We start from the raw sequence: 12,130 nt of genomic DNA, 5'->3' as shown, positions 1-12,130 counted from the left end.
GGCGAGGCCGTCGGCGGCGCGCTGGCCGCGCTCACCTCGCTCGCCGCTCCCGACCACAGCGTCATCGGCGGCCCCTGGGGGCGGCCTCCGGAGATCCTCGCCGCGCTCCACGCCGCCGCGGCCGTCTCAGCGAGGCGTGGCGATGATGCCGTCGCGCAGGCGGGTGAGGGCGTCGGCCCGGGCGCCGGTGAGGGAAGGCGAGGGTACGGTCGCCGCGCGCAGGACGGGACTGCGGGGATGGCGGGCCGCGGCGTCGTGGAGCGCGGCGAGGATCTCCGGATGCCGCCCCCAGGGGCCGCCGATGACGATGTGCTCGGGATCGGCGAGCGAGGTGATCGCGGCCAGCGCGCCGCCGACGGCCTCGCCGAGCGCAGCACGTACGGCGGCGGCCTCCGGACCGGTGCCGGTGGCCGCCGCCAGGAGCCGATTGACGTCGATGGCGGTGGAGCCGGGCTGCCGCAGGCCGAGCAGGCCGAACACCTCGATGAGCGCCGTGGCGCGGCCCTCGGGGCCGGTCGTGATCAGATGGGCGATCTCGCCGGTGAGCCCGCGACGGCCGCGCGAGACTCGTCCATCGCTCACGATCGCACAACCCAGGCCCTCGCCCAGGTAGAGATAGGCGAAGGTATCGCTGCCGGGCCGGGCGGCCAGTTCCGCGCGCGCGGCCCAGTTGACGTCGTTGTCGACCGTGACCGGTCCCGCGACGCGGGAGGCGAGGATCTCCGCCGGGTCCAGCTCACCGACCAGAAAAGGCGCGTCGGGCAGATGGACGAGGCGGCCGGTGGCGCGGTCGACGGGATCGGCGGCGCTCACCACGGCCAGCGCCGGCGTCCCCGCCTTCGCCGCGAGCCCTTCGGCGGCCACGGCCAGCGCGGTGGCGACCTGATCGGAGGATGCCGGCCGGCCGACGTCCTCCTCGGTACGGCCGGCGGTCTCCCCGTAGACGTCGACGGCCTCGGCGACGACGCCTTCCGGCGCGATGCTGATCGCCCACGCCGTTCCGACGTCGCCGGCGAGCGTGTAGTAGAAGCCGACCCGGCCGCGCCCGCGACCGCCGAGTGTGCGCTCACCCGAGTCGACCACCAGCCCGGCTTCGACGAGCCGCCGTACGCTCTCCGCCGCCGTCGGCTTGGACACCCCTGTCTCAGCCGCGAGTTCCGCCCGCGTCATCCGCCGGTGCCGGATGAGCGCGCGCAGGACGTGCTCATCGGTCACGTTCCGGACCAGGTCCAGAGACGGTTTCGGGGCGTCCATGGCCCAGATTGTAATAAAGGCGCTTGCCTGGAAAGGGGGTCGGAGCGTAGTGTCCGTTTCAAGTAAGGAGTCTTATCTTGAAGGAGTCGCTGTGACCGCACCCACTGTCCCGGCGGGCACGTCCCTGCCGCCCCTTCCCCACTGGGAGGAGATTCCAGCCGACCTGCCCGACGCGACACGGCAGATCAAAGCCGCACTGCGCGCCCGGATCGCCGCGTCAGGACGTACGGTCGAAGAGGTATTCGCCGTCGTCGAACGGCGCATCGAGGCCGAGGTCGCCGACATCGCCGCCACCCGTACGCGCGGCGAATCGGTCTGGCCCGTCATCGACTACGCCGACATCGAGGCGGGCACGGTAACGGCCGAGCAGATGCAGGCGCTGCACCGCCGAGGCTGCCTGATCGTCCGCGGCCACTTCCCGCGCGAGCAGGCGGTGGCGTGGGACCGCGACATCGTCGACTACACCGAGCGCAACGGCTTCTTCGACGCCTACCGCGGGCCGGGCGACGACTTCTTCGGCAGCGTCGGATCCAAGCCGGAGATCTACCCGATCTACTGGTCCGCAGCGCAGATGCAGGCACGCCAGAGCGACCGGATGGCACGAGTGCAGGCGTTCCTGAACGCCCAGTGGAAGCACGAGTCCGAGGGCGTCCGCTGGTTCGAGCCCGACCGCGACTCCCTGTACCCCGACCGGATCCGCCGCCGCCCGCCGGGCACCGACTCGGGCGGGCTGGGCACCCATCTGGACCCCGGCACCCTGGACCTGTGGATGACCAAGGCCTACCAGCAGGCGTTCCGGCACCTGTTCGACGGGACGGTCGAGGAGTACGACCCGTGGGACGCCGCCCACCGTACCGACGGCCCCCAGTACCCGGGGACCACCATGTGCTCGGCGTTCCGCACCTTCCAGGGCTGGACGGCCCTGTCGGACATGGACCACGACCAGGGCGTCCTGCACACCGTCCCGATCCCCGCGGCGATGGCCTACCTGATGCTGCGGCCCCTGCTGCCCGACGTACCCGACGACGACATGGGCGGCGTCACCATCAACCGGGTCTTCCCGGTCAGCGAACGCTGGCACCCCCTGCTCCTCAAGGCCGTCACCGGCATCCCCGACGTACGCGCCGGCGACTCGGTGTGGTGGCACTGCGACATGATCCACAGCGTCGCGCCAGTCGAGAACCAGAAGGGCTGGGGCAACGTCATGTACATCCCCGCCGCCCCCTGGTGCCCACGCAACGAGCGCTACTCCACCAGCGTTCGCGAGGCGCTCCTCACGGGGGCAAGCCCTGCGGACTTCCCAGCCGAGCACTACGAGCAGTCCTGGCCTGATCGGTTCCGGCAGAGTGACCTCAACATCACCGGCCGACGCGGCCTCGGCCTCAATTGATCTTCACGACACAGCAAACACTGCGCCTCTCGCACGAGAGTTCCCGAGCGGTAGTTGGCCCAGTGCACATGCCGGCCACGCCTGTAGCGTCGGGACCGGACGGCCGTGGTGGGTCGCGGGGGCCGGTAACCGGCTCACCGCTGTGGACGGGAGCGTGGCCTGTGGCCGATCAAGTGCCTACAAAACGCCATCCTGGCTGCTACCTGAACCGCAGGTCAGAGAACGAATCCGATACGGGAGCGCACAGGGTCAGGTGACGAACCATCCCTGCGTGCGCGGGGAGCAACCTTGCCGGAGTCAGCCCGGCGACCGCCGCCCTCGGACCATCCCCGCGTGCGCGGGGAGCACTTCCTTCTCTGGGTGCTGTGTGGGTACGGGTCGGGACCACCCCCGCGTGCGCGGGGAGCACTTGTTGGCGAGCGCCATCTGGCTCGTCAGCATGGGACCATCCCCGCGTGCGCGGGGAGCACGGGCATGAATGGCAGGAAAATGGCCTCCGGCCAGGACCATCCCCGCGTGCGCGGGGAGCACATCGCCGGCTCCGACGTCGTCACCATGGCCATGGGACCATCCCCGCGTGCGCGGGGAGCACGGCGGAGGGTCGTTCCTGGGACGTGTACAGGTGGGACCATCCCCGCGTGCGCGGGGAGCACAGGTCGAAGGTGATCGAGTGCTGCCGGTGGCGGGGACCATCCCCGCGTGCGCGGGGAGCACGGACCGTTGTCACCGACATGAGCTGCTCGCCGGGGACCATCCCCGCGTGCGCGGGGAGCACACCGACACCACTGACAACAAGGTCCGGCACGTGGGACCATCCCCGCGTGCGCGGGGAGCACACCGACACCACTGACAACAAGGTCCGGCACGTGGGACCATCCCCGCGTGCGCGGGGAGCACATCCGGCTGTACGAGACGGCGGGGTACTGCGCGGGACCATCCCCGCGTGCGCGGGGAGCACATCGGGATCCGCGGCGCCACACTGGCGCCGGCGGGACCATCCCCGCGTGCGCGGGGAGCACAATGCTGCCCATCCGGTCACCGAGAGCGCCCAGGGACCATCCCCGCGTGCGCGGGGAGCACGTCGATACCGTCCGGGTCGATCACTACGGCCGGGGACCATCCCCGCGTGCGCGGGGAGCACTCCTGCACGACGTTGCGGAGGGTGCCGTCGTTGGGACCATCCCCGCGTGCGCGGGGAGCACTGGGTCCGGATGACCTTGGAGACGAGCGCCTCGGGACCATCCCCGCGTGCGCGGGGAGCACACTCGCTGACCTGCGGAGTTACGCGACGCAGTGGCCGGTTTTCATTACTTTTATGAAACACGACATATTGCCTATTTCTGCGCAGGTCGCCTATATCGGGCCAGGGTGTCGCGTCGTTCGGTGTTCTTTGGAGTCTATCGATGGGTTCTGTTGTTTCCTCGGTGTCTGTGGATGACTGATGCAGTGGTTGGCGGGCGTGGAGGTGGGGCTGGGGCGCCTGATTTCTGGGGAGGTACTCGATCGTGGGCTCGTTGGTATCGATCGGATCGGGCGGTGGCAGTTTGCCGGTGGTAGTGGCTCGTTGCGTGTCACGGTTGGTTGTGTCGTCGGGCGGCGGAGTTGTCCGTGTTGACCGGCCTGGATCACGGTGCAGCGGTGATTGCTGTTGGCCTTCCGTTGAAAGACGGGAGCCAAGTGCGCTGTCGCTTGCGGCTGAGGCTTAGCGGCTCTTCACTGGTGCCGGAAATCACCGGATCATTGAAAGTGATGAATCCAGCCCACTTGGCGCTCGGAAGCCCCAGGTCATCGAGGGTGCTCCCCGCGCACGCGGGGATGGTCCCATCGACTACATCGCCCGCGACACCGGCGAAGAGTGCTCCCCGCGCACGCGGGGATGGTCCCAACTCGCGCATATCGTCCGTGGCAGTGCCTTTGTGCTCCCCGCGCACGCGGGGATGGTCCCGACAGGAGCACGCGGCCGAGGCCGGGCCAGGTGTGCTCCCCGCGCACGCGGGGATGGTCCCGGGACGAGGTCGTCAAGACCGAGGTGGCCGTCGTGCTCCCCGCGCACGCGGGGATGGTCCCGCTGCATCTCGCTCGCCCGTACGCGTCGTCGTGCTCCCTGCGTGCGGGATGGCCCTTGAAGGAGTCGAGTGTCATGCCCGTCAACGTGCTCCCCGCCTGCGCTCAGCGGCGGACCAATTTCGTTCCCGACCTGGTCTGCGTGACTGAGGGAATTTTCGAACGCATACGCGCCGATCAAGCCGTGATCGAGTCCTCCGAGTTTCGTCTAGAGCTACCCGAGGCAACATCGCCCTAAGGCTTGCGAGGCGGCGTTAGGCTGCATTTACTCCCGTTCTCGCGTCAAGTTTGGCGTTGAATGAAACAGCTCCCGGTCTGCTGGGATTTTTTATGATTTATGTAGGATAAGCGTCGCGCTCGTCAGTCTCGGCAACTTCTACGCACTGTTCTCCGTTCGCTCCGCTGCGAGACGATTTACGCCAGTTCATTGTTCCCATGTCCGCATTACCTTCTCTATGAGTTGGCGGGATTCGGAAGTCGACAATGCCGCCTCTCGGAGGTCTTCCCAGATTTTATTGCTTTCCGCTACTTCGCTGTTTTCTTCAATCACTTGGCCGCGAAGCGTCGTATCGACATTTACAAGCTCGACGCCGTCAAGCCGCGCGATCATGAAGGGGAGGGCGGCATAGTACGGAGTGTTAAGGGGGATTACTTTGATCACAATGTTGGGTCGTGTGGCGAGTTCACATAGCCGGGCTAACTGTGCCGCCATGATCTGCGGTGTTCCAAAGGGCCTCCGTAGCGCATATTCATCAATGACAAAAATGCATGTCGGTGGACTTTCGTCGTTGAGAATCGTCTGTCGACTCATTCGGCGCTTCACGCGCTCATCGATGTCGGTCGATGAGTGGTTATCTTGAATGATCGCCCGTGCGTAGTCCTCAGTCTGAAGCAGGCCAGGAATGAAGCTCAGCTCAAAGTTGAGCAGCATGTTCGCGTTGGCTTCGGCCGACAGCCACTTGTCGTCCCACTCCGAGGGGATTTCGCGTGTGACCCATTGCTTGTAGTATCTCGCGAGATGGCCGTTTGTTCCGAGTTTGGCGTCACACAGGCGGACGTCCTTCAGGTCGGGTGTCCGCTTGCCATTGATCCATTGACTTACCGTGGACGGCGCGACGGGTAGCGCCCTGGCTAGATCCTGCCCGGTCATGCCCGCGTGTTTGATTGCAAAGACCAGTTCTTTGCCCCACAGATCTCGTGCTGTCTCTCGTTTGGGAGCCAACGGCATTCACACCCTCCGTGAAGTTCGGCGGCGATTTCACAGCCAACCGACCGCACGCCAACGCTTCTCAGGTTACGCGCCATTCGCCACGCTTGCATTCACAAGAAGCGAGACAGGAGGGGTGAGAGATGTCGATTGCTGCGGACCGTCCCGCCGGCGAGGGTGCCGATGGGGTTGTTAGGCGACTGGACTACGCGCTCAGGCGTGAGGGACTCGCGACGGAGATCCTCGAACCGGCCACCAAGATCAAGGTGTATGCGCCGAACGGTAACCCGGTGTTTGACGAGGTGCTCACGCTCAAGCAAGGCGACAACGAGATATTCACATGGTGGTGGTCGTGGGACGCCCCGCAAGGATCAGCGCACGACATCGTCGCCACCGTGAGCGCCGTCAAGAGCGTTGTCAGCTAGGACCGCGCGTGAACCCGCCTACGTCACTCGGGCCGTTAGCTCGCACCATGGCCAAGATCCGCCACGCCCATGCCGCTCTAAGACTCCCCGACGTCTCGTGGACGGGCCGAGACGCCCTGTGTCGCTCGCGCATGCCACAGATGCACGTCTAGGGGGCGCAGCCACCAGCCGCCGCCCTGAGATTGCGATGCGCTTCGCGCACACGCGAGCGTGTGGGTGCGAACCGCTCATGAGGCGCATCGAATTAGCACCCGCTCCCGGATTGCCCCAGCCCTCCAACTCCACTCGCCGACTGTGGCGAACCGGGAGCGGGGCACGGTCGACGGTACGTCGAATGAAGGACGGATTCAGAAGGAGATGTGCGCGTCCAATGAGAAAGCCTTCGCTGAGAACGGCGTATCGCGGCCGGGCGTGATGGAGAGGCGAGCGTGTCGGTTGCCTCTCCCTCCGCATCCGATCGCCTCTGAACAGGCGCGCATCTTCCTGCGGCTCGTGTGCGCCGGCTGGGGACTCGGTGATGTGGCCGATGATCTCTTGCTGGTTACGACGGAGCTGGTGACGAATGCCATGAAGGTCGGCGACGTCTCCGAACTCAGGATCTGTCGTCAGGACTGGAGCGTGCTGGTGGAGGTGTGGGACATCAGCGAGGCGGTTCCGGATCGGCAGAGCGGGTCCGTTGATCGCGTAGATGGACGTGGCTTGGTGCTGGTCGAGGCGTGTTCGAAGGACTGGGGTTGGCGGCTGGAGGAACACGGCGGCAAGACCGTCTGGTCGATTCTGGACATCGGCGAACCGGTCCCCGCCGCGGACATGCATGTGTGATCGAAAGCAAGCCTAGTGAACGTCCCGGCTCTGAGTCGCTTTGGCGCCGCCGACCACTCCGGAAACGGTGTGGTCATCGGGAAGCGGAGCGACTCAGCGCCGGGGCACGACAAGGAAAGAACACGATGCCTGCTCAAGAAATTGATGATCTGCTCAGGCCGCGAGAGGTGGCGGAGATCTTCGGTGTTCGTACAACGACGATCGCCCGGTGGGCTCGTGAGGGCAGGTTGGTGCCGTTGCTGACACCAGGCGGCCATCGCCGCTACAGCCGGGCGGGGATTAGCGACCAACTGGCGACCCAGACCGATGCCGGGGCCGACCCCGGACGGCGGGAGATGGTCGAGGATGCCGTGCGCTTGTATGAGCAAGGGTGGACCATTCGTCAGGTGGCACGGCGGTTCGGGTGTAGCTATGGCGTCATGCGCCGGCTTCTGGGTGAGCGGACCACGCTACGGAGCCGCGGCGGTATCGAACGGCGCCGCTCGGCCGACGAGCAGCACCCGCGCATGCTTCGACCGGCCCAGCAGGCGGGCGCGGGGATACCGGATGTCTGACGGCGTCGCGCTGTGTCGACGGATAGTGCGGCACTCCGGCGTACGGTGCGCCGGTCGCTGCCCTCGGGATGCCCATCCAGCGACGCGTGCCGCTGGATGGGTGCCTGACGCCAGATGCGGGGATTGGCGGCGTGCAGCGATCGTCCCGCGCTCAATGAGGTCTAGCAGGCGGACTCCCACGACAGCAGCGGTTAACGAGCGACTGGCGAGCCACAGGTAGCCGTAGGCACGCACGACCCGATTCAGTCCGTTCCAGAGCCTTTAGAGCTGTTCGGGTTGGACCGGGCGGCGGCGCAGCGCACCGCCCGGTCGCCGACGCTCATGCACCGCGCTCAGGTCCAACGAGGCTCGCTCACTGGCACGAGCAGGCCCGTCACGTCCCCAAGATCGAGGGACAGCGCCCATGGGGCAGGTGAAATGATCAGATCACGGCCGACCGCGACATCTAACGGGTGTCTGGATGAGCCCAGGTCAGAAAAGGTCGGCCGCTCGTCGGATAAAAGCGCCAGGCGATGCCGTAGACGCACGTCGGCGGCGCTATGTCGTCTCCTCGTACTTGAGGAGCTTTCGAACCTCGGCCCACCAGTAGCGGCGGTGGCCACCAGGGGTCAGCGTGTACGCCAGTCTTCCCTCCTGCGACCACCGGGCGACGGTTGCCGGTCTCACGCCGAAGATCATCGCCACTTCTCCTGGCCGAAGTAGATCGGAGTCAGAGCGGCGCTGTAGTTGGAGAAGCATCGGCACGTCCTGGTCACTTCCCGTCGAAGACGGCGATGACGGTGCGCCCGTTCGTGTCGCCGGTCCAGTCCCAGCGGGTGGCCAGGGTCGCGACGGTCTTCAGTCCTCGTCCGGATTCCGCCATGTCGTCGGCGTCGCGCGGCCTTGGTTCGCTCGTCCCACCCTGATCGGTCACGCCGATGGACGTGCCGGAGCTCCAGTGACGCACTTCGACGATGAATTCGCCGCCGGGTCGCGCTGAGCGGGTGTGTCTGAGCGTGTTGGCGACGAGTTCAGCGGTGGCGAGGACGGCGTCGTCGGCGATTGCGAGCCCGGTCAGCAGGCACGCGACGAAGTCACGCGCGGAGCGTGCTTGCTCCGCGCGACCGGGAAAGACGCGCCGCCAGCGCATCGCACTTGGCTCTTCGTGGAGGCCGGGTTCGGCGGTGAGTGACATGGACATTCGAGCGCTCCCCTTCTTTTGGCTGCGGTCCCGGCCCCGGGGGGTCCTGGGCCGGGACCGCAGCTCCCTCACCGGCGGGACGGCATGGGGGGCGCCGCCCGGCCGGGGTCCGTGGTCCTGTGAGAACAGTCCAGGTCAGAGCTCGACATGACCTGGATCATCACGCTCGGCTTGTGACCTGTTACGCATGGTGCAGGGTCTAAGAAGGTTTCTGCAACTGTTTCAAGCAACAAGTTCAAGATCTTTCGCTGTCCGAGTGGCGAGGATGGTTGCTCAGACCTTCGCTGCTGGGCAGACTGCTGCGAGTGTCGACAAGAGCACCCACCGTGCGCGAACGCCGTCTGGCGACTGAGCTTCGGCGCCTTCGTGAGGCGAGCGCGCTGACGCTGGAAGAGGCGGCTCAGCGGCTCGGCTGGAGTAAGACGAAACTGTCGCGGATCGAGAACGTGCTACGGCGTGTCGACGTACCAGAGGTCGAAGGTCTTCTGGAGCTCTACGGGGTGGCCGGCCAGCGACACGAGGCGCTGATCAAGTTCACGCGTACCGCAGGTCAACGCGACTGGTGGGACGCCGAGCCCCTGCGCACCGACTACGTCACCTACATCGGCCTGGAAGCCGAGGCCGAGGCGTTGAGCTGCTACAGCATGGGTGTGATCCATGGCCTGCTGCAGACAGAGGACTATGCCCACCAAGTCATCCAAGCCGCCCTGATGCGCATCAAGCCGCCGTCCGCGGTCGGCAGGAGAGTGGCGGTACGGGCGACGCGCCAAGCCGTGCTGACGGAACGGGACGAGCCTCTTCGTTTCTGGTCGATCATCGATGAGGCGGTCCTCAACCGCGAGATCGGCGGGAAGGAGGTCATGCGGGCCCAGTACGAGCGGTTGCTCGAACTGGCCGAGCTGCCCAACGTCACGCTCCAGGTGATGCCGGCGGCGGCTGGTGCTCATCCCGGTGTGATCGGGTCGTTTTCGATCCTGCACTTCCCGGAGCAGTACTTTCCTGACGTGGTCTATGTGGAGAGCATGACCGGCGCTTTGTACATTGAGGACGAAAGCCAGGTCCACACGCACACCCTCGCGTTCGAGCAGATGCAGTCCACCGCGCTGAACCCCGGTGAGTCCGCGAAACTGATCGGGCGGCGGGCGGGGCGTTGACCGCAGGAAGGGGCCGTATGCCCAACCGTGACAGTCCTCGGGCCCGCTTCCGTAAGAGCACCTACAGCGACGGCGGGGAAGGCTGTGTCGAGGCGGCCACGCTGAACGCCGCCCGCCTCGTACGCGACTCCAAAGACCCGGACGGCCCGACGCTGGCATTCACGCCTGCGGCCTGGACGAGCTTCCTCGATCAGATCAAGCAAGGACGTTTCGATCCGGCTTGATCGCCGAGCCGACCGGCCGGTATGTCAGTGCGTCGTCGGCTTGAGGTGGGCGATCAGGAAGTCGCCGACTTGGGTGTACGCGTCAATCTCGTTGTCGCGGTTGGTGAAGCCGTGGCCTTCGTCCGGATAGACGATGTAGCGAACGTCGACGTCGCGGCTGCGGAGTTTGTCGACGATCTGGTCGGCTTCGGCTTTGGGGACGCGAGGGTCGCGAGCACCTTGGACGACCATCAGTGGGGCGGTGAGCTGGTCGACGTAGGCGACGGGGGAGCGCCGGGTCAGGAGTTCGACATCGGCAACAGGGTCGCCGAGGACGATGTTGACGAATTCTCGCCAGGTCGGTGGGCATGCAGCCGCGAGGGTGACAAGGTTGGACGGCCCGCACAGGGAGACGCCCGCCGTCCACAGGCCGGGTAGACGGGTGAGACACGACAGCGCACCGAATCCGCCGTACGAGGCGCCGGCCACGGCGAGACGGTTCGAGTCGACCCAGTCCACCGACTTGAGATGGACGGTGGCGTCCTCGAAGTCGCGCAGGTCAACGCCGCCCCAGTCGCGGTACAGGAGCTTGCGGAACTCAAGGCCGTAGCCCGTTGAGCCGGCGGCGTTCGGGGCGTAGATGGCGATGCCCTGGTCGAGCAGGTACTGGTAGAGGCCGGCTCTCTCGTACGTGAAGCGTTCCTGTGCTTCTGGGCCGCCGTGGATCCACATCACGAGCGGGAATGGGCCGTCGCCGTGCGGGCGGTACAGCAGGCCGTGCACGGCCCTGCCGTCTCGGGTGGTGAAGGCGACCGTCTTCGGCTCGATCGCTTCTACCGCGGTGAGCCCCGGGGGGCGGGTGTCGGTGAGATACGTGTGGGCGCCGGTGGCCAGGTCCAGGATCACGATCTCGGCCGGACGCGTGGTCGTCTCAAGCAGGAGGGCGGCGACAGAGCCGTCACGAGCGATGTCGAGGGCGTTGATCACTCCGTGTGGAAGCGATAGCCGGGTCGGCTCGGCATCGCCGCGGCGGCTGTGGAGGGCGGAACGGCCGTTTTCGTTGACCACCCAGAGAAGCTTCCCGAAGGTCTCGTGAACGGTCTCGACGTCCCAGTCGGCGATGACGATCGGCTTGAGTAGCTTGTCTTCCATGGAGTAGCACGCACCCGCGGTGAACTCGCCCCATGCGGTCGTCAAAAGAACGAAGCCCGTTGAGTCAGAGGCCCAGCCGAGAGGTTCGAACTGCGCATCACCGTCGGTGACACGTGTGGGCTGCGCGTTCGGTGTCGAGAGGTCGAGCAGATAGCAGTCCGAGTCGATGTTCGAGCTGAAACCTTCGATCAGTAGCCACCGGCCGTCCGGCGAGACGGAGACAGGCTGGAAAGACGCCTTTCCGATGGGGACATGACGATGCTCAGTACCGTCGTGGAGGTCAAGGACGACGAGGTCGTGGACGGACTCGTCACGGTCGTTCGCGGCGTAGATCAGATACCGGCCGTGGGGATCGTACGGATCGAGGGCCAACCGGTGCTGGCGGTCGTCGACGGTGGTGAGCCGCTCAGGTGTGCCGCCCTCGGCGGGAGCCCGATAGATCTGAAACTGCTCGTCGCCATCGTGGTCGGCCGTGAACACCAGGGATTTACCGTCGGGCGCCCACGCGACCTGCCGTACGGCCTGGTCGGGAAACTCTGCGACGCACCGTGGCGCGCCTCCCCGTACAGGGGCGACCCACAAGGCGAATCGGCCGGAGCTATTGCTCGCGTAGGCGACCTCGCCGGCGTCCGGTGAAAGGGAGACGCCAGGCTGGAAGCGGGCTTTGGGGACGAAGGCGTTCAGATCGAGCATGTCCATCCAGGAGCTCGGCGCACCGGTCCGAC

Annotated in this window: 12 protein-coding genes and 2 CRISPR repeat arrays; of the genes, 6 read left to right on the top strand and 6 right to left on the bottom strand. The window is 66.3% G+C overall.

The window, feature by feature from the left end:
* Positions 1-126: 126 nt before the first annotated feature.
* Positions 127-1,254 (bottom strand): ROK family transcriptional regulator, encoded by a 1,128-nt coding sequence (locus tag QWU11_RS42440; protein ID WP_290120251.1) that lies wholly within the window; start codon positions 1,252-1,254, stop codon positions 127-129.
* Positions 1,255-1,345: 91 nt separating this feature from the next.
* On the opposite strand from QWU11_RS42440, the gene QWU11_RS42435 reads away from it, so the two are divergent.
* Positions 1,346-2,644, top strand: coding sequence for a DUF1479 domain-containing protein (locus tag QWU11_RS42435; RefSeq protein ID WP_290120250.1), 1,299 nt, complete (start codon positions 1,346-1,348; stop codon positions 2,642-2,644).
* A 257-nt stretch (positions 2,645-2,901) separates the two neighbouring features.
* A CRISPR array of direct repeats spans positions 2,902-3,907; the repeat unit is 29 nt; unit sequence GGGACCATCCCCGCGTGCGCGGGGAGCAC.
* Between the two features lie 531 nt (positions 3,908-4,438).
* A CRISPR array of direct repeats spans positions 4,439-4,711; the repeat unit is 29 nt; unit sequence GTGCTCCCCGCGCACGCGGGGATGGTCCC.
* A 332-nt stretch (positions 4,712-5,043) separates the two neighbouring features.
* Here the strand turns inward: QWU11_RS42435 and QWU11_RS47570 are convergent.
* Both QWU11_RS47570 and QWU11_RS42430 read right to left on the bottom strand, forming a co-directional pair.
* On the bottom strand, positions 5,044-5,136 hold the full coding sequence (locus QWU11_RS47570; RefSeq protein WP_354670948.1) for a DUF397 domain-containing protein: 93 nt from the start codon (positions 5,134-5,136) through the stop codon (positions 5,044-5,046).
* Positions 5,133-5,936 (bottom strand): helix-turn-helix transcriptional regulator, encoded by an 804-nt coding sequence (locus QWU11_RS42430; RefSeq protein WP_290120249.1) that lies wholly within the window; start codon positions 5,934-5,936, stop codon positions 5,133-5,135. The genes QWU11_RS47570 and QWU11_RS42430 overlap by 4 nt, the downstream gene beginning before the upstream one ends.
* 122 nt (positions 5,937-6,058) lie before the next feature.
* Here QWU11_RS42430 and QWU11_RS42425 point away from each other — a divergent pair, with 122 nt between their 5' ends.
* From QWU11_RS42425 to QWU11_RS42415, 3 genes are all read left to right on the top strand, one after another.
* Positions 6,059-6,340 (top strand): hypothetical protein, encoded by a 282-nt coding sequence (locus QWU11_RS42425; protein ID WP_290120248.1) that lies wholly within the window; start codon positions 6,059-6,061, stop codon positions 6,338-6,340.
* Positions 6,341-6,634: 294 nt separating this feature from the next.
* Positions 6,635-7,162, top strand: a complete 528-nt coding sequence (locus QWU11_RS42420; RefSeq protein ID WP_290120247.1) for an ATP-binding protein — start codon at positions 6,635-6,637, stop codon at positions 7,160-7,162.
* A 125-nt stretch (positions 7,163-7,287) separates the two neighbouring features.
* Positions 7,288-7,716 (top strand): helix-turn-helix domain-containing protein, encoded by a 429-nt coding sequence (locus QWU11_RS42415; RefSeq protein WP_290120246.1) that lies wholly within the window; start codon positions 7,288-7,290, stop codon positions 7,714-7,716.
* A 537-nt stretch (positions 7,717-8,253) separates the two neighbouring features.
* Here QWU11_RS42415 and QWU11_RS42410 read toward each other — a convergent pair.
* Both QWU11_RS42410 and QWU11_RS42405 read right to left on the bottom strand, forming a co-directional pair.
* A complete protein-coding gene (locus QWU11_RS42410) occupies positions 8,254-8,454 on the bottom strand; it encodes a MerR family DNA-binding transcriptional regulator (protein WP_290120245.1) in 201 nt (66 codons plus the stop codon).
* A gap of 13 nt (positions 8,455-8,467) precedes the next feature.
* Positions 8,468-8,896, bottom strand: a complete 429-nt coding sequence (locus tag QWU11_RS42405; RefSeq protein ID WP_290120244.1) for an ATP-binding protein — start codon at positions 8,894-8,896, stop codon at positions 8,468-8,470.
* A gap of 326 nt (positions 8,897-9,222) precedes the next feature.
* Between QWU11_RS42405 and QWU11_RS42400 the strand changes: the two genes are divergently transcribed.
* Together QWU11_RS42400 and QWU11_RS42395 are read left to right on the top strand one after the other, a co-directional pair.
* On the top strand, positions 9,223-10,050 hold the full coding sequence (locus tag QWU11_RS42400; RefSeq protein WP_290120243.1) for a helix-turn-helix transcriptional regulator: 828 nt from the start codon (positions 9,223-9,225) through the stop codon (positions 10,048-10,050).
* A gap of 17 nt (positions 10,051-10,067) precedes the next feature.
* Entirely contained in the window at positions 10,068-10,274 is a 207-nt protein-coding gene (locus QWU11_RS42395; RefSeq protein WP_290120242.1) for a DUF397 domain-containing protein, read from the top strand.
* Positions 10,275-10,298: 24 nt separating this feature from the next.
* Here QWU11_RS42395 and QWU11_RS42390 read toward each other — a convergent pair whose 3' ends face one another.
* Positions 10,299-12,104 (bottom strand): S9 family peptidase, encoded by a 1,806-nt coding sequence (locus tag QWU11_RS42390; protein ID WP_290120241.1) that lies wholly within the window; start codon positions 12,102-12,104, stop codon positions 10,299-10,301.
* Between the last annotated feature and the right edge of the window lie 26 nt (positions 12,105-12,130).

The sequence above is a fragment of the Actinomadura sp. DC4 genome, assembly GCF_030406325.1.
In the GTDB taxonomy this organism is placed as follows: domain Bacteria; phylum Actinomycetota; class Actinomycetes; order Streptosporangiales; family Streptosporangiaceae; genus Actinoallomurus.
Note: the sequence above shows the minus strand (reverse complement) of the source record. Positions and strands in the feature narration are given on the sequence as shown.

Excerpts from the sequence above, each read along its gene's own strand:
- QWU11_RS42390 (WP_290120241.1), bottom strand. The coding sequence starts at position 12,104 with ATGGACATGCTCGATCTGAACGCCTTCGTCCCCAAAGCCCGCTTCCAG.
- QWU11_RS42410 (WP_290120245.1), bottom strand. The coding sequence starts at position 8,454 with ATGCTTCTCCAACTACAGCGCCGCTCTGACTCCGATCTACTTCGGCCA.
- QWU11_RS42395 (WP_290120242.1), top strand. The coding sequence starts at position 10,068 with ATGCCCAACCGTGACAGTCCTCGGGCCCGCTTCCGTAAGAGCACCTAC.
- QWU11_RS47570 (WP_354670948.1), bottom strand. The coding sequence starts at position 5,136 with ATGAACTGGCGTAAATCGTCTCGCAGCGGAGCGAACGGAGAACAGTGC.
- QWU11_RS42440 (WP_290120251.1), bottom strand. The coding sequence starts at position 1,254 with ATGGACGCCCCGAAACCGTCTCTGGACCTGGTCCGGAACGTGACCGAT.
- QWU11_RS42430 (WP_290120249.1), bottom strand. The coding sequence starts at position 5,936 with ATGCCGTTGGCTCCCAAACGAGAGACAGCACGAGATCTGTGGGGCAAA.
- QWU11_RS42415 (WP_290120246.1), top strand. The coding sequence starts at position 7,288 with ATGCCTGCTCAAGAAATTGATGATCTGCTCAGGCCGCGAGAGGTGGCG.
- QWU11_RS42425 (WP_290120248.1), top strand. The coding sequence starts at position 6,059 with ATGTCGATTGCTGCGGACCGTCCCGCCGGCGAGGGTGCCGATGGGGTT.
- QWU11_RS42405 (WP_290120244.1), bottom strand. The coding sequence starts at position 8,896 with ATGTCCATGTCACTCACCGCCGAACCCGGCCTCCACGAAGAGCCAAGT.